We start from the raw sequence: 16,353 nt of genomic DNA on the forward strand, positions 1-16,353 counted from the left end.
GGGTATCGCCTTGGAGGAGCTGGTCAAGGGTGTCCTGCGAAGAGACCGGCGGAGCATCGCCAGGGCCATCACCCTGATCGAGGGGGCTTCCGACGAGTCGGACGCGCTGGCGGAAGCCCTGTACCCCCATACGGGAAAGGCTTATGTGGTGGGCGTCACCGGGCCGCCGGGGGCCGGAAAAAGCACGCTGCTGAACCGGCTGATCGCCCACTTGCGGGGCGAGGGACTGACGGTGGGCGTGATCGCCGTCGATCCCACCAGCCCTTTCTCCGGCGGAGCCCTGCTGGGGGACCGGGTGCGGATGACGGAGCACGCCGTGGATGAGGGCGTCTTCATCCGCAGCATGGGCACCCGCGGCCACCTGGGCGGGCTGGCGGCTGCCACCCAGGACGCGGTGCGGGTGCTGGACGCCGCCGGTTATGACATCATCCTGGTGGAGACGGTGGGGGTCGGCCAGACGGAACTGACGATCATGGAGCTGGCGGACACGGTGGTCCTGGTGCTCACGCCGGGGGCGGGAGATATCGTGCAGGTGTGGAAAGCGGGAATCATGGAAATCGCCGATCTGTTTCTGGTGAACAAGGCCGACCGGGACGGGGCCCGGAAATTGATCGCCGATCTGGAGGAAATGCTGGATCTGGCCGGAAAGATGGCCTGGCGTCCGCCGGTGATTCCCACCGTCGCCACCGAACGGCGGGGAATCGACGAGCTGTGGCGGCAGCTCCAACGGCACCAAACCCACCTGAAGGAGAGCGGGGAAGGGGCGGCCCGCCGCCTGGGCCACCTGCGCCGGGAGGTGCGGAGGCGGATGGAACACCGGCTGCGGCAGCGCCTTTCGGAACTGATGGATGAGCCCGCCTTCCGGGAAGATCTGGACCGGCTCCACCGCAGGGAAGAGGTGCCCCACCGGCTGGTTCGCAAATGGCTCGCCCGCCTGTTGGCCGGGGAAAGGGGGGGATCGTCGTGAACCAGCGCGGCAAACCGATTCCGTCTCTCATCAAGAATCAGCGGCTGGTCGAACAGCGGCGGCGGCAGATCGTCCAGGGGGCCGTCGACCTGTTCGTCCGCAAGGGTTTTCACAAGACGACCACCCGGGAAATCGCCCGGGCCTGCGGTCTCAGCATCGGCACGATGTACGAATATATCCAGACCAAGGAGGATGTCCTCTACCTGGTCTGCGACTATATCCATTCCGAACTGGAGCGGAGGCTGACCGAGGCCATCCGCGAAGAGGACTCCGGCCGGGAGAGCCTGAAGAAGGCGATCGCCCAGCTGTTCCGCGTCATGGGGGAGATGTCCGATTACGTCCTTCTGATCTACCAGGAGACCAAGTCGCTCCCGAAGGAGACGATGAAATATGTCCTTAAGAAGGAAGAGGAGATCACCGGCCATTTTGAGCGGATCCTGGAAAAGGGAATCCGGGACGGCACCCTCTCCCTCTCCCCCTCCTCGGTCAAGCTGATGGCCCACAACATCATGGTGATGGGACAGATGTGGACCTTCCGCCGCTGGGTCCTGGCCCGGCATTACAGCCTGGAAGAATATACACGGCTCCAGACGGCGCTGTTGCTGCGCGATCTGAGTTTGGACGAAGGAGGCGGATGAGTGTGGAGGCGGAGATCTACCGAACGAAACACACGGTGCGTTTCGTGACCGCCGCCAGCCTGTTTGACGGCCACGACGCGTCGATCAACCTGTTCCGGCGCCTGCTGCAGGCTTCGGGCGCCGAAGTGATTCACCTGGGACACAACCGCTCCGTGGACGAAATCGTCGAAGCGGCCATCCAGGAAGATGTTCAGGGAATTGCCGTCTCTTCCTATCAGGGAGGGCACATCGAGTTTTTCAAATATATGATCGACCTGCTCAAGGAGCGGGGAGCGTCCCACATCAAGGTCTTCGGCGGAGGGGGCGGCGTCATCGTTCCCCGGGAAATCCGCGAGCTGGAGGCCTACGGCGTGGCCAAGATCTTCTCGCCGGAGGACGGGCGGAGGATGGGGCTCCAGGGGATGATCAACCACATGCTCCGCGAAACCGATTTCCCCACCGTCAACAAAATCACTTGGGAGGCGGACCGCCTCGCCGAAGGGGATCGCCGCGCCATCGCCCGGCTGATCACCCTGGCGGAGCGGGCGGCCGGCGGCGATCTGCCGGAAAAGGTGGATATCCTTGGGGCCCTGGAGGAGAAGGCACCGGAACGGGACAAGGTGCCGGTGCTGGGGATCACCGGAACCGGGGGTGCGGGGAAGAGCTCCCTGACCGATGAACTGGTCCTGCGCTTTCTGGAGGATTTTTCGGACAAAAAAGTGGCCGTCCTTTCGGTGGACCCCTCCAAGCAGAAGACGGGCGGCGCCCTCCTGGGAGACCGCATCCGGATGAACGCCGTGCATCATCCCCGGGTATACATGCGCAGTCTGGCCACGCGGCGCACCCGCTCGGAGCTGAGCGCGGGGATTCGAGAAGCCATTTCAATCGTGAAGCGGGCCGGCTACGATTTCATCATCGTGGAGACCAGCGGAATCGGTCAGGGGGACGCCGCGATCGTGGAGGTGAGCGACATCTCCCTCTACGTGATGACCGCCGAGTACGGCGCCCCCTCCCAGCTGGAAAAGATTGAGATGCTGGATTTTGCCGACCTGGTGGCGATCAACAAGTTTGACCGGAAGGGTTCCGAAGACGCGCTGCGGGACGTGCGCAAACAGTACAAGCGGAACCACCGGCTCTTCGACGTTCCCGATGAGCGGCTGCCGATCTACGGTACGATGGCCAACCGCTTCCACGATCCCGGGGTGAACCGGCTGTACCGGGCGGTGATCGACAAAATCAATGAAAAGATGGGACTCGGCTGGGTCTCCTCCCTTCCGGAGGAGACGCGTTCCCCGGGCATCCACCACATCATTCCCCCGGAGCGTTCCAACTATTTGCGGGAAATCGCCCAAACGGTCCGGGAATACCGCCGGGAGGTGGAGGAACAATCCCGGGTGGCCCGTCGGCTGTACCAGCTGAAGGGTGCCCGCGAATCCCTTGAGGGTTCCGCGCCGCAAGAGGTGATCGATTCGCTGGATCGGGAAATCGAAAGGGAATCGGCGCGGCTTGCCCCCGAAAACAAAAAGATCCTGGAAGAGTGGCCCGAGCTGAAGAAGCGGTATGCGCAGGATGAGTACGTCTACAAGGTGCGGGACCGGGAAATCCGCATGCCCCTCTTCACCGAAACCCTGGCCGGCAGCCGGATTCCCAAGGTGGCCCTGCCCCGCTTCGAAGACTGGGGCGACATCCTGCGCTGGTCCCTGCTGGAAAATGTGCCCGGCCGCTTCCCCTACACCGCCGGGGTGTATCCCCTGAAGCGGACGGATGAGGATCCCAAGCGCCAATTTGCCGGGGAAGGCACGCCGGAGCGGACCAATCGCCGATTCCACTATCTGTCCAAAAACGATACCGCCAAGCGTCTGTCCACCGCCTTCGATTCGGTGACTCTCTACGGGGAGGACCCCGATGAGCGGCCCGACATTTACGGGAAGGTGGGGGAATCCGGCGTCAGCATCTGCACCCTGGACGACATGAAAAAGTTGTTTGAGGGATTCGATCTGTGCGCCCCGAACACCAGCGTTTCGATGACCATCAACGGGCCGGCCCCCATCATCCTGGCGATGTATTTCAACACCGCCATCGACCAGCAGGTGGACAAATTCCGGAAGGAACACGGCCGGGAGCCTCTAGCGGAGGAATACGAGGAGATCAAGGAGCGCACCCTGCGCTCGGTGCGCGGCACGGTTCAGGCGGACATCCTGAAGGAGGACCAGGGGCAGAACACCTGCATCTTTTCCACGGAGTTCGCCCTGAAGATGATGGGAGACATCCAGGAATACTTCATCGAGCACGGCATCCGGAATTACTATTCCGTCAGCATTTCCGGATACCACATCGCCGAGGCCGGGGCCAATCCCATCACCCAATTGGCCTTCACCCTGGCCAATGCCTTCACCTATGTGGAGTACTACCGGAGCCGCGGGATGAAGGTGGACGATTTCGCCCCCAACTTTTCCTTCTTCTTCAGCAACGGGATGGATGCCGAGTATGCGGTGATCGGCCGGGTGGCCCGCAGGATCTGGGCGATCGCGATGAAGCGTCTCTACGGGGCGAACGAGCGGAGCCAGAAGCTGAAGTACCACATCCAGACCTCGGGACGCTCCCTCCACGCCCAGGAGGTGGACTTCAACGACATCCGGACCACCCTGCAGGCGCTGATGGCCATCTACGACCAGTGCAATTCCCTGCACACCAACGCCTATGACGAGGCGATCACCACGCCCACCGAAGAGTCGGTCCGCCGGGCGATGGCCATTCAGCTGATCATCACCAAGGAGCTGGGACTGGCCAAAAACGAGAACCCGCTGCAGGGATCCTTCATCATCGAGGAATTGACCGATCTGGTGGAGGAGGCCGTGCTCCGGGAATTCGAGCGGATCAGCGACCGCGGGGGCGTGCTCGGGGCGATGGAAATGATGTACCAGCGGAGCAAGATCCAGGAGGAATCGCTCCTCTACGAGACGAAGAAACATTCCGGAGAGCTGCCGATCATCGGCGTCAACACCTTCCTCAACCCCAATCCGCCGGAGGATGTGGAGCTGCCCCTCACCCGGGCGACCAAGGAGGAGAAGGATGCGCAGATCCGAAACCTGCGGGCGTTCCAGGAGCGCAACCGGGACAAGGCGCCGGCGGCCCTGGCCCGGCTGAAGCAGGTGGCCCGGGAGGGGGGCAACCTGTTCGCGGAACTGATGGAAACCGTCAAGGTGGCCAGCCTGGGTCAGATCACCTCCGCCCTTTACGAAGTGGGCGGCCGGTACCGGCGAAACATGTGATGGACGTCGGACGGACCGGATTCGGCAGGCGGCTGAGGCGGCCTCTTGCGGCGGGGGCTCCTCAGCCCTTTTTATGAAATCCGGTGTCGGCGGCGCCCGAAGCGGCCCGGGAACCCCGGCCAAGCGTTTGTCCGCCCTGGTTTCCGATCGGGGGAATATGGTTGACTTCCCACCTTTTTTGGATAAAATAGACCTACGTGAAACCGTTTGATCCAGGGTGAACCGGGTCATATAGGAAGGGGATGTGTCCGGCGTGAGCGAAAATCTGGCTGCCCAACTGACCGAAGAGGAATTGCGGGAAATGCCCATGGTGGATCTTGTCCACAAGATCCTGCAGAGCAAGGGAGAGCCGATGCTCTACCGGGATCTCCTTCAGGAGGTTGCCCGGTTGAAAGGATTTTCCGAAGAGGAAACGATGCGCTATATCGCCCAGCTGTACACGGAGATCAACATCGACGGCCGCTTTGTCTGCGTCGGCAGGAGCCTGTGGGGATTGAAGCATTGGTATCCCACCGAGCAGACCACCGATTCGGCCGTTGCCGGCAATATCAAAGACGATTTTGACGACGAGGACCTGGACGAGGAATTGTATGAGGAAGAGGAAGAAGCGCTGGATCAGGATGAATACGGGGGAAACGCCTTCGATGACGGTTTTGACGGGGATGACGTTTTCCCCGACGACGAGGACACCATGGTGAATGCCGACATGGAGGACGAGGAGGACAGTCTCTGACACTTTTTGGCGAAGGAGCGCCTCGACCCCTCCCTTGACAATTCCCCGCTCGACGAGGTAAACTACGAACTGGGCTGAAACTGGATTCGGGATATATCGGGTTAAAAAATGAGAGCCCCCTTTTTGAAGGAGGGCTCTTTTCGTTTTGCCATCATTCGGGGAATCCTGTTTTGTGGGGGGGTCTTTCATGACCAAATTCATCTTTGTGACCGGCGGGGTTGTTTCCTCTCTGGGAAAGGGGATCACCGCAGCCTCCTTGGGACGGTTGCTGAAAAACCGCAATCTGAAGGTGACCATCCAAAAATTCGATCCCTACATCAATGTGGACCCGGGAACCATGAGCCCCTATCAGCACGGAGAGGTTTTCGTCACCGACGACGGGGCGGAAACCGATCTGGACCTGGGCCACTACGAGCGGTTCATCGATATCAATCTGACCAAAAACAGCAACGTGACCACCGGCAAGATCTATTCGGCGGTGATCAACAAGGAACGGCGCGGCGATTACCTGGGGGCGACGGTGCAGGTGATTCCCCACATCACCAACGAAATCAAGGACCGTGTGTTTCGGGCGGCCCGGGAAACCCATCCCGATGTGGTGATCACCGAGATCGGCGGAACCGTCGGCGACATCGAGAGCCTGCCCTTCCTGGAGGCGATCCGCCAGATCAAAAACGACGTGGGCCGGGATCACGTCATGTACATCCACTGCACCCTGATCCCGAAATTGTCCGCCAGCGGCGAGCTGAAAACCAAGCCCACCCAGCACAGCGTCAAGGAACTGCGCAGCATCGGGATCCAGCCCAACGTGATCGTCTGCCGGACCGAGCATCCCCTGTCGGAAGATTTGAAGCGCAAGGTGGCCCTTTTCTGCGACATCGATCCGGAAGCGGTGATCGAGCTGAGGGATGCGGAGACGCTGTATGAAGTTCCCCTCATGCTGCAGCGGGAAGGACTGGACCGGATCGTGGTGAATCACCTGGGACTTGAATGCGGCGAGGCGGACATGACCGAGTGGCAGGAACTGGTCAACAAAGTGAAAAACCTGTCCAAAAAGACGACCATCGCCCTTGTCGGCAAGTACGTTTCCCTTCCCGACGCCTACATGAGCGTGGTGGAATCCCTGAAGCACGCCGGTTTCGCCAATGACGCGGACGTGGAGATCCGATGGGTCAATTCCGAGGACGTGACCGATGAAAACGCCGATCAATGGCTCGGCGAAGCCGACGGAATCCTCGTGCCCGGCGGATTTGGCGATCGGGGCATCGAGGGGAAAATTTCCGCCATCCGATATGCCAGGGAACGGCGCGTTCCCTTCCTGGGCATCTGCCTCGGCATGCAGATGACCTGTGTCGAAGGGGCGCGCCATCTGCTGGGGCTGGAGGGTGCCAACAGCACGGAGTTTGATGCGGACACCCCCCATCCCGTCATCGACATCCTGCCGGAACAGAAGGAGATCGAGGACATGGGCGGGACGATGCGCCTCGGCCTGTTCCCCTGCAAACTGCTTCCGGGAAGCCTGGCCCAGCGGGCCTACGGGAACGGTCTGGTATACGAGCGGCATCGCCACCGGTATGAATTCAACAACGAGTATCGCGAACAACTGGAACGGGTGGGTTACCGCTTTTCGGGAACCTCCCCGGACGGCCGGCTGATGGAGATCGTCGAACTGGAGGACCATCCGTGGTTTGTGGCCACCCAGTTCCACCCCGAATTCCGTTCCCGGCCGAACCGTCCGCACCCGCTGTTCCGGGATTTCATCGCCGCCGCCCTCAGGCAGCGTTCGGAACTGGTCCAAAATCCGATCAAGGCGTAAGAAGAGGCGAAGAAGGGGCGCCGCGGTCCCGCGCCGATCGGCGCCTTCCGGAGAAGGGGGCTCCCCTTTTTGGGAAGTCCCGCCTTTGGTCCGTTCGCCCCGCGAATCACCGCGGGGCGTTTTTTATTTACAAAAAATTCGTATTTCTCCCATGCAGGAAAACCTTGGGCAAACTCGAAGTATACAGATAGAAGGCTAGTTCGGCCGCTTTTTCTTTTCCGCGCGGACTTGCGCCCGGACGGAAAACGCCCCGTTTCGCCTGGGTATGGCACGGCGCAAGCGGCGGCTCCGGGGAGAGGTCGATCGGAGGAATTGGACCTTCTTCTTTTTAAAGGAGGGGTGTAGATGTCGCTGCAGGATAAAAAGGTTCTGGTGGTGGATGACCAGTACGGCATTCGCGTCCTGCTGAAAGAGGTGTTTTCAAAGGACGGTTTTTGTGTCTACCAGGCGGAAAACGGGCAAGTGGCGCTGGAGATGATCCAAAAGGTCCGTCCGGATCTGATCCTGTTGGACATGAAAATGCCGGGAATGGACGGGATCGAGTTTCTTCGCCGGCTTCAGGGCGTCCAGCCGATGCCCAAGGTGATCATGATGACGGCCTACGGGGAGCTGGACTTGGTTCAGGAAGCGACGAAACTGGGCGCCTTGGCCCATTTGACCAAGCCCTTTGATATCGTGCAACTGCGCTCGGAAGTGCTCAAGCAGCTGGTGTCGTAACACCGGTTTTTTCAGGAGATGGGGAGGGAACGGAATTGACCCGGTTGGAAGCGAAGATCCGCATTCGGCTCAGTCAGTCGGACGCCCATTACGGCGGCAATCTGGTGGACGGAGCGCGCATTTTGGCCCTGTTCGGCGATGTGGCCACCGAGCTCCTGATCCGTCACGACGGCGATGAGGGGCTTTTCGTCGCTTATGATTCGGTCGAGTTTTGCGCTCCGGTTTACGCCGGGGATTTTATCGAAGCGGTCGGTTGGCTGGAGAAAGTGGGCAACACGTCCCGGCGGATGCGCTTTGCCGCCTACAAGGTGATCGAGGCGGGCATCGATCCCAAGGTTCCTTCGGCCGCCCGGGTTCTGGAGGAGCCGATCCTGGTGACCCGGGCATCGGGAACCTGCGTCGTGCCCAAGGAACGTCAGCGGCGCTCGGGTGGAGGGGAATGAGATGGACAAGCTGATCATCACCGCGGCGCTGGTGGGAGCGGAAGTGACCCGGGAGGACACCCCCCATTTGCCCGTCACTCCGGAGGAGATCGGTCAGGCGGCGGCGGAGGCCCGGGAGGCGGGGGCGTCGATCGCCCACATCCACGTCCGGGACGCCGACGGAAAGCCCAGTCAGGACCGGGAACTGTACCGCCGGGCGATCGAGGAGATTCGCAAACGGTGTGACATCATCATACAAGTGTCTACAGGGGGAGCCGTCGGCATGACCGCCGAGGAGCGGCTTCAGCCCGTCGCGTTGCGTCCGGAAATGGCCACCTTGACGACGGGAACGGTCAATTTCGGGGACGGGGTGTTCCTCAACCCGCCGCGGGAAATTGAACATTTTGCGAAAGTGATGCAGGAATACGGCGTGCGCCCCGAATTCGAAATTTTCGATGTGGGAATGATCCGTAACGCCCTGTCTCTGGTGAAAAAGGGGCTGGTGACGGGTCACCTCCATTTCGACTTCGTCATGGGGGTGCCGGGGGGCATTCCGGCCACGGCGGAGAACCTGCTGCACCTCTTGAGACAACTGCCGGAGGGGGCGACGTGGACGGTGGCCGGCGTCGGGCGGGCGCAGCTGCCCATGGCGGTGTTGGGCATCGTCCTGGGCGGGCACGTCCGGGTGGGGCTGGAGGACAACATCTGGTACCGGAAGGGACAGCTGGCCACCAATGCCCAGCTGGTGGCCCGCGTGGTCCGCATCGCCCGGGAGATGGACCGGGACATCGCCACCCCCGATGAGGCCCGCCGCCTGTTGGGCCTGAGCGGGTAACCTGTTATTGGACCTTGTCTGCTCCAGTGATATAATGCAATGGGAAGATCCCGCACACATACCGACAGGGGGGTTTTTTGGATGCCGCTCGTACCGATGTCCCATTTTCTCCCGCGAGCCAAGCAGGAAGGATATGCCGTCGGTCAGTTCAATATCAACAACCTGGAGTTCACCCAAGCGATCACCGAGGCGGCCAAGGAAGAGCGTTCCCCGCTCATTTTCGGGGCGAGTGAAGGTGCCATCAAGTACATGGGGCTGAAGAACGTGGTCGCGCTGGCCCGGGCGGCCGCCGAGGAGTCCGGACTGCCCGTGGCGCTTCACCTGGACCACGGCAGCAGCTTTGAAATGGTGATGAAGTGCATCCGGGCCGGATTTTCGTCGGTGATGTTCGACGGGTCCCACTATCCCTTTGAGGAGAACCTCCGCCTGACGAAAAAAGTGGTGGAAGCCGCCCATGCCGTCGGCGTCTCCGTGGAAGGGGAGCTGGGCACCATCGGCGGTGTGGAGGACGATCTGAAGGTGGACGATGAGGATGCCCACCTCGCCGATCCGGAGGAGGCGATCCGCTTCTGGGAGGAGACCCGCGTCGATGCCTTGGCCATCGCGGTGGGAACCGCCCACGGCATGTACAAGGGCGAACCGAAGATCCGCTTTGACATCATCGAAAAGGTGAGCAAAAATATTGAAGCACCGATCGTTCTTCACGGCGGTTCCGGTGTGCCGGATGAATCGATCCGCCGATCGATTTCCCTCGGGGTGGGTAAAATCAATGTGAATACGGAAAATCAGGTGGCCTTCACCCAAAAGGTCCGTGCCCTTCTGGAGGAAAAGCCGGATCTGATCGACCCCCGGAAATATCTAGGCCCCGCCCGGGAAGCGATCAAAGAGGTGGTCAAGGAGAAAATGCGCCTTTTCGGCAGTTCCGGAAAGGCTTGAGGTGCGCCGCGTGAAAAGGCCTTGGCCCGCCTTTTCGCTCGAAGGCGCAGGAAGTGAATCCATTTCGCCGAACTTGCACAAGGAGGAGTCGCCGTGAAACTCTTCATCGATTCCGCAGATGTAAACGAAATCCGCGAAGCGCAATCCCTGGGGATCCTGTCGGGCGTCACCACCAACCCGACCCTGGTGGCCAAGACGGGCCGATCCTTCGTCGAGCTGCTCAAGGAGATTCTGGAGATCACCGAAGGGCCCGTCAGCGCCGAGGTGCTCTCCACGGACGCCGACGGCATGGTGAAGGAGGCGGAGCCCCTGGCCGCCCTGTCCGACCGGGTGACCATCAAGATTCCGATGACCTGGGAGGGGCTGAAGGCGGTTCATCGCCTGTCCCAGAAAGGCATTCCCACCAACGTCACCCTGGTGTTTTCCCCCAACCAGGCGCTGATGGCGGCCCGGGCGGGGGCGACCTTCGTCAGTCCCTTCGTCGGCCGGCTGGATGACATCAGCCACGACGGAACCCAGCTGATCCAACAAGTGGCCCACATCTTCTCCCTTCACGGCATCGACACGCAGATCATCGCCGCCAGCATCCGGCATCCCGTTCACGTCATCCAGGCGGCGGAAAGCGGCGCCCACATCGCCACGGTTCCCTTCAAGGTGATCAAGCAAATGGTGAACCATCCGCTGACCGACAAGGGCGTGGAACGGTTTTTGGCCGACTGGGAAAAAGCCCAGCGCGAAGCGGCCCGGGTTTGACGCCGGCAATAGGGATTGAGCGAAAGGAAGGGCGTTTTAATGGAAATCTTGAAGATCAAGGGTGGTCGTCCCTTGATCGGATCCATCCCGATCAGCGGAGCCAAAAACAGCGCTCTCGCCCTTCTTCCGGCCACACTGCTCGCCGAGACCCCTTGCACCATCGAGAATGTGCCGGACATCCGCGATGTGAAGATTTTCGTAAATCTCCTTCGGCAAATGGGCGCCGAAGTCGCGGCGGAGGGTTCGACCCTCCGCGTGGATGCGACCCGGGTGACCAACCGTCCGATGACCGACAGCGGAGTGCGGAGCCTGCGCGCCTCCTGTTACCTCATGGGGGCCCTGCTCGGCCGCTTCGGGGAAGCCGTTGTCGGTCTTCCGGGCGGCTGCCACCTCGGACCCCGGCCGATCGACCAGCACATCAAGGGCTTTGAAGCCCTGGGAGCGACCGTGTCCCAGCGGGACGGGGCGATCCATCTGAAAGCGCCCAGGCTGAAGGGGGCCCGCATCTATTTGGACGTGGTCAGTGTCGGCGCCACGATCAACATCATGTTGGCGGCGGTCTTCGCCGAAGGTTTGACCGTGATCGAAAACGCGGCGAAGGAGCCGGAAATCGTCGATGTGGCCACCTTCTTGAATGGAATGGGCGCCCGGATCAAAGGGGCGGGCACCGATGTGATCCGCATCCGCGGCACATCCCGTCTGGGCGGATGCCGCCATGCGATCATTCCCGACCGCATCGAGGCGGGAACCTACATGATCGCCGCCGCCGCGACGGGAGGAGAGGTGCGCCTGGATCAGGTGATTCCCCTCCATCTGGAACCGATCTCCGCCAAGCTGCGGGAGATGGGGGTTCCCGTGACGGAAGGGGACGAATCGGTCACGGTCAAAGGGACGAAAAACCTTCTCCCCGCGGACATCAAAACCCAGCCGTATCCGGGGTTCCCCACGGACCTTCAGCCCCCCTTCACCGTCCTCCTGACCCAGGCGGCGGGCACCAGCCTGGTGATTGAAAACGTCTTTGAAGGACGGCTGAGGCACACCCTGGAGTTGAACCGAATGGGCGCCCGGATCCGCACCGACGGTCGGATGGCGCTGATCGAGGGAGGCACGCCCCTGAACGGAATTCAGGTGAGGGCGGTGGACCTCCGGGCGGGGGCCGCCTTGGTGGTGGCCGGGCTGGTTGCGGAAGGAGAGACCGTCATCACCGACATCCATCACATCGACCGCGGATACGAGCAGATCGACGGGAAGCTGAGGCGGCTCGGCGCCGACGTGTGGCGGGAATAATCCCTCTTTTCATCCCTCCGCTTCTGTTTAATCCGCCATTCTTTACTCGCCACTTCCCCCCGAATTGTTGTAACATATTAAAAGAATGTGCCGTGCTATATTGCGCTCATATCATCATTGATCCTTGTTTGTCCGAGAATTCGCAGATTCTTTGCGGCTTTCGGATAAGCTGAAGAGCGGAGGGATGACACAATGGACCGGAGTCTGACCATGGAATTGGTGCGGGTGACGGAAGCCGCCGCCGTGTCTTCCGCCCGATGGATGGGTTTCGGAAAGAAGGACGAGGCGGATCAGGCGGCCACCACCGCAATGCGAAAGGTGTTCGACACCATTCCCATGAAGGGAACCGTGGTGATCGGCGAAGGGGAGATGGATGAAGCGCCCATGCTGTACATCGGCGAACAGCTGGGCTCGGGGGTCCCGCCCGAGGTGGATGTGGCCGTCGATCCCCTGGAGGGGACCAACATTGTGGCGAAGGGGCTGTGGAACGCCCTTTCCGTCGTGGCGGTCGCCGACCGGGGCAATCTGTTGCACGCCCCCGACATGTACATGGAGAAGCTGGCCGTGGGTCCCGGCGCGGCGGGACAGGTGGATCTCAACGCGCCGGTGGAGGACAATCTGAAGTCCGTGGCCCGGGCATTGGGGAAGGATATGGATGATTTGGTGGTGGTGATCCTCGACCGCCCGCGCCATGCCGAACTGATCGAGGAAGTGAGGCGATGCGGCGCCCGGATCAAACTGATTCCCGACGGAGACGTGGCTGCGGCCGTCAACACCGGCTTCCCCGACACGGGCGTGGATGTCCTGTACGGGATCGGCGGAGCACCCGAAGGCGTGTTGGCGGCGGTGGCCCTGAAATGTCTGGGTGGTGAAATTCAGGGCCGGTTGGTTCCCGAAAACGAGGAGCAGTGGTCCCGCTGCCGCGAGATGGGAATCGATGATCCAAAGAGGGTGCTGTTCATGGACGACCTCGTCAAGGGGGATGACGCCATCTTCGCCGCCACCGGAGTGACCGACGGAGAACTTCTCCGGGGGGTCCGCTACCGGGGGGATCTGGCCACCACCCACTCCCTGGTGATGAGGGCCAAGACGGGAACCGTCCGCTTCATTGAGGGAACTCACCGGCTGAAGAAAAAACCGAACCTGGTTTTGGAATGACGGCAAGAATAAGCCTTTGCACATCAGGATATGATGGATGTGAACTGATTCTGCAAGAATAGCGTGGTGAGTCAGCAATGGAGATCACGCTCAGCGATCTGGAAAACCGCCGTTTAACCGATTTGTACAAGTTGGCGAAGGAATACCAGATTCCCTATTACAGCCAAATGAAAAAGAAGGAATTGATTTTCGCAATTCTGAAGGCCCAGGCAGAACGGGACGGTCTCCTCTTCATGGAGGGAGTCCTGGACATTCTGCCCGAGGGCTACGGCTTTTTGCGGCCGATCAACTATCTTCCCTCCTCGGAGGACATCTACATCTCGGCTTCGCAGATCCGCCGGTTTGACCTGCGCCCCGGCGACCTGGTGTCCGGGAAGGTGCGCCCTCCGAAGGAGAATGAACGCTACTTCGGCCTGCTCCACGTCGAGGCGGTCAACGGGGAAGACCCCAATCTGGCTGCCGAACGGCTTCACTTTCCCGCCCTCACTCCCTTGTATCCCCAAAAGAAACTGACCCTGGAAACCACTCCGGACCGGCTCTCCACCCGCATCATGGATCTGATCGCCCCCGTCGGGCTGGGGCAGCGAGGCCTGATCGTCGCCCAGCCGAAGGCGGGAAAAACCATGCTGCTGAAGGAGATCGCCAACAGCATCGCCGAAAATTACCCCGAGATCGAGCTGTTTGTCCTCCTGATCGATGAGCGTCCGGAAGAAGTGACAGACATGCAGCGCTCGGTCAAGGCGGAAGTGGTCAGTTCCACCTTTGACGAGCTGCCGGAAAACCACATCAAGGTGGCGGAGCTGGTGTTGGAGAGGGCCCAGCGGTTGGTGGAGCACAAGCGGGACGTGGTGATCCTCCTGGACAGCATCACCCGGCTGGCCCGGGCCTACAACTTGGTCATGCCTCCGAGCGGCCGGACCCTTTCCGGCGGCATCGATCCCACCGCCTTCCACCGTCCGAAGCGCTTCTTCGGTGCGGCCCGGAACATCGAAGAGGGAGGCAGCCTCACCATCTTAGCCACGGCGCTGGTGGACACGGGTTCCCGGATGGACGACGTGATCTACGAGGAATTCAAGGGCACCGGGAACCTGGAGGTGCATCTGGACCGGCGGTTGGCCGAGCGAAGGATCTTCCCGGCCATCGACATCCGCCGTTCGGGAACGCGCCGGGAGGAGTTGCTCCTGTCCAAGGAGGAATTGGAGAAGCTGTGGATGCTTCGCCGTTCGATGTCGGATTCACCGGAATACACGGAGGCATTTATCAACAAACTGGCCAGCACCAAATCCAACGCGGAGTTTCTCGCCACCCTCGAAGCCCGTCCCCGGCGCTCCAGCACGGCTTCCTGATCATTCCGGAATTTGGGGCATAAAACGCCATCCCCCGCATAGAAATGGGGAGTGGAACGGAAATTCCGTTTCGTTCCGCCATATTTTGCCGTGCGGGGTGGTGAGATGGCAAGCAAGAAGGCGTTGGTCGCGTCGTCCCTGTCGCTGTGCACCGCTTCCTGGCTGGCGAGCGGTCAGGGACAAGCGGTCCATGCTGCCGACGACATCCAGGGGATGAACCCGTCCGGATGGAAAGATGAGCGGGTGGCCGAGGCGGTCCTGTATCAGTACTTAAGTCCCATTTCCAGCGTGGCGGAAGGCAATTTGGCGGCCGGAAAAGAGTCCAAACCGCTGACCTACAAGGTGAAGCGGGGAGACACCCTATACGGAATCGGAAAAAGGTACGGCGTGGACTACCGGAAATTGGCCGCCTACAACCGCATCAAGAATCCGAGACTGCTTCCGGTGGGCAAGGTGCTGAAGCTCCCCCTGAAGCGGAAATGGGTCCGCGTCAAAGAGGGGGAGACGCTGGAATCCCTCGCCGAGAAGCATAAGACCAGCAAAAAGATGCTGATCAAATTGAATCCGGATGTGGCCGCCGCCGGCTCGGTTTACACGGGCCAGGTCATCGCCGTTCCCAGTCCCGTCAAGGTGAAGGTGCCGAAGGCGGTCGCCCGCCCGGAAAGCAGGTCGAAACCAAAGGCGCGGGTCACTGCGTCGGCGTCCGGTGCGGCATCCTTCAGTTGGCCGGTCTGGGGGCAGATCACCAGCCGGTACGGGTGGAGAAACGGACGCATGCACAACGGGATCGACATCTGGAACGAGAAGCGGACCAGCAGCGTCATCCGCGCCTCCCTGGGCGGACGGGTCATCCAGGCCGGGTATTCGAACGGCTACGGCAATCTGGTCGTGGTGGACCACGGAAACGGCTGGGTTACCTATTACGCTCATTTGAGCCGGATCACCGTCAGCAAAGGGCAGGTGGTGAGCAAGGGGCAATCCCTCGGTTACATGGGCCAAACGGGCAACGCGACGGGGGTTCACCTTCATTTTGAGGTGCGTCGAAATGGTCGGCCCGTCAACCCGCTTTCCGTGCTTCCCTGAAGGCGGCCGATTTCGGTTCCGGCAGGCGGCAGTTCAAAGTGATTGCGCCGCTTCTCTCCTTTCCGGTTGCGGCGGGATGGTCTTCATGATATAATACTCTAGCGTGTCATACAGGAGTTATTTCCTTTGAGCTGCTGGAAAGAGGTGAATTGCGATGAAGGCGGCCATTCATCCGGAATACAAACTGACGACGGTTACCTGCGCCTGCGGGAACACCTTTGAAACGGGATCGACCAAAGAAAACATCCGCGTCGACATTTGCTCCGCTTGCCATCCCTTCTTCACCGGGGAGCAGAAGACGGTTTACAAGGGCGGACGGGTCGACCGGTTCAAGAAAAAGTACAACTTCAAATGAACGGCTGTTTTCTTGGCAAGCCTTAAGGGCTTGTTTTTTTATTGCTCGGGAAAAAC

Annotated in this window: 15 protein-coding genes; all 15 read left to right on the forward strand. The window is 60.9% G+C overall.

Translation table 11 applies throughout. The annotated features are described in order from the left end of the window. The first annotated feature begins 10 nt into the window (after nt 1-10). On the forward strand, nt 11-967 hold the full coding sequence (meaB, locus tag BM063_RS04295; protein ID WP_092036186.1) for a methylmalonyl Co-A mutase-associated GTPase MeaB: 957 nt from the start codon (nt 11-13) through the stop codon (nt 965-967). Further along, nucleotides 964-1,605, forward strand: a complete 642-nt coding sequence (locus BM063_RS04300; RefSeq protein ID WP_092036188.1) for a TetR/AcrR family transcriptional regulator — start codon at nt 964-966, stop codon at nt 1,603-1,605. The genes meaB and BM063_RS04300 overlap by 4 nt, the downstream gene beginning before the upstream one ends. Beyond that, nucleotides 1,602-4,856: a fused isobutyryl-CoA mutase/GTPase IcmF gene (gene icmF, locus BM063_RS04305; RefSeq protein WP_092036190.1), complete on the forward strand. Its 3,255-nt coding sequence runs from the start codon at nt 1,602-1,604 to the stop codon at nt 4,854-4,856. Before BM063_RS04300 ends, icmF begins: the two co-directional genes overlap by 4 nt. Nucleotides 4,857-5,109: 253 nt before the next feature. Further along, the gene (rpoE, locus tag BM063_RS04310) at nt 5,110-5,589 is read left to right on the forward strand and encodes a DNA-directed RNA polymerase subunit delta (RefSeq protein WP_143085231.1); all 480 of its coding nucleotides are present in this window, start codon (nt 5,110-5,112) and stop codon (nt 5,587-5,589) included. A 187-nt stretch (nt 5,590-5,776) separates the two neighbouring features. Beyond that, complete coding sequence (locus BM063_RS04315; RefSeq protein ID WP_092036195.1) at nt 5,777-7,405, forward strand: CTP synthase; 1,629 nt, start codon at nt 5,777-5,779, stop codon at nt 7,403-7,405. 345 nt (nt 7,406-7,750) lie between these two features. After that, nucleotides 7,751-8,122, forward strand: a complete 372-nt coding sequence (locus BM063_RS04320) for a response regulator (RefSeq protein WP_092036196.1) — start codon at nt 7,751-7,753, stop codon at nt 8,120-8,122. 35 nt (nt 8,123-8,157) lie between these two features. Then, on the forward strand, nt 8,158-8,565 hold the full coding sequence (gene kal, locus BM063_RS04325) for a 3-aminobutyryl-CoA ammonia lyase (protein ID WP_245752013.1): 408 nt from the start codon (nt 8,158-8,160) through the stop codon (nt 8,563-8,565). Between the two features lies 1 nt (nt 8,566). Continuing rightward, nucleotides 8,567-9,379 (forward strand): 3-keto-5-aminohexanoate cleavage enzyme, encoded by an 813-nt coding sequence (gene kce / locus BM063_RS04330; protein WP_092036198.1) that lies wholly within the window; start codon nt 8,567-8,569, stop codon nt 9,377-9,379. Between the two features lie 81 nt (nt 9,380-9,460). Continuing rightward, nucleotides 9,461-10,315, forward strand: coding sequence for a class II fructose-1,6-bisphosphate aldolase (locus tag BM063_RS04335; protein WP_092036200.1), 855 nt, complete (start codon nt 9,461-9,463; stop codon nt 10,313-10,315). A gap of 93 nt (nt 10,316-10,408) precedes the next feature. After that, complete coding sequence (fsa, locus tag BM063_RS04340; protein ID WP_092036202.1) at nt 10,409-11,068, forward strand: fructose-6-phosphate aldolase; 660 nt, start codon at nt 10,409-10,411, stop codon at nt 11,066-11,068. Nucleotides 11,069-11,107: 39 nt separating this feature from the next. Next, the gene (locus BM063_RS04345) at nt 11,108-12,355 is read left to right on the forward strand and encodes a UDP-N-acetylglucosamine 1-carboxyvinyltransferase (RefSeq protein ID WP_092036204.1); all 1,248 of its coding nucleotides are present in this window, start codon (nt 11,108-11,110) and stop codon (nt 12,353-12,355) included. A gap of 192 nt (nt 12,356-12,547) precedes the next feature. After that, nucleotides 12,548-13,513 carry a class II fructose-bisphosphatase gene (gene glpX, locus BM063_RS04350; protein ID WP_092036206.1) on the forward strand — a complete coding sequence of 322 codons (966 nt, stop codon included), beginning with the start codon at nt 12,548-12,550 and terminating at the stop codon, nt 13,511-13,513. Between the two features lie 83 nt (nt 13,514-13,596). Next, complete coding sequence (gene rho, locus BM063_RS04355; protein WP_425439124.1) at nt 13,597-14,859, forward strand: transcription termination factor Rho; 1,263 nt, start codon at nt 13,597-13,599, stop codon at nt 14,857-14,859. A gap of 105 nt (nt 14,860-14,964) precedes the next feature. After that, nucleotides 14,965-15,942 (forward strand): M23 family metallopeptidase, encoded by a 978-nt coding sequence (locus BM063_RS04360; RefSeq protein ID WP_092036210.1) that lies wholly within the window; start codon nt 14,965-14,967, stop codon nt 15,940-15,942. Between the two features lie 154 nt (nt 15,943-16,096). After that, entirely contained in the window at nt 16,097-16,297 is a 201-nt protein-coding gene (rpmE, locus tag BM063_RS04365) for a 50S ribosomal protein L31 (protein ID WP_092036212.1), read from the forward strand. The last annotated feature ends 56 nt before the right edge of the window (nt 16,298-16,353 follow it).

Source organism: Planifilum fulgidum (assembly GCF_900113175.1).
In the GTDB taxonomy this organism is placed as follows: domain Bacteria; phylum Bacillota; class Bacilli; order Thermoactinomycetales; family DSM-44946; genus Planifilum; species Planifilum fulgidum.

Bases quoted from the DNA above. Each gene is read 5' to 3' on its own strand.
- rpmE (WP_092036212.1), top strand. From the start codon at position 16,097: ATGAAGGCGGCCATTCATCCGGAATACAAACTGACGACGGTTACCTGC.
- BM063_RS04335 (WP_092036200.1), top strand. From the start codon at position 9,461: ATGCCGCTCGTACCGATGTCCCATTTTCTCCCGCGAGCCAAGCAGGAA.
- BM063_RS04345 (WP_092036204.1), top strand. From the start codon at position 11,108: ATGGAAATCTTGAAGATCAAGGGTGGTCGTCCCTTGATCGGATCCATC.
- BM063_RS04360 (WP_092036210.1), top strand. From the start codon at position 14,965: ATGGCAAGCAAGAAGGCGTTGGTCGCGTCGTCCCTGTCGCTGTGCACC.
- kce (WP_092036198.1), top strand. From the start codon at position 8,567: ATGGACAAGCTGATCATCACCGCGGCGCTGGTGGGAGCGGAAGTGACC.
- glpX (WP_092036206.1), top strand. From the start codon at position 12,548: ATGGACCGGAGTCTGACCATGGAATTGGTGCGGGTGACGGAAGCCGCC.
- BM063_RS04320 (WP_092036196.1), top strand. From the start codon at position 7,751: ATGTCGCTGCAGGATAAAAAGGTTCTGGTGGTGGATGACCAGTACGGC.
- icmF (WP_092036190.1), top strand. From the start codon at position 1,602: ATGAGTGTGGAGGCGGAGATCTACCGAACGAAACACACGGTGCGTTTC.
- BM063_RS04315 (WP_092036195.1), top strand. From the start codon at position 5,777: ATGACCAAATTCATCTTTGTGACCGGCGGGGTTGTTTCCTCTCTGGGA.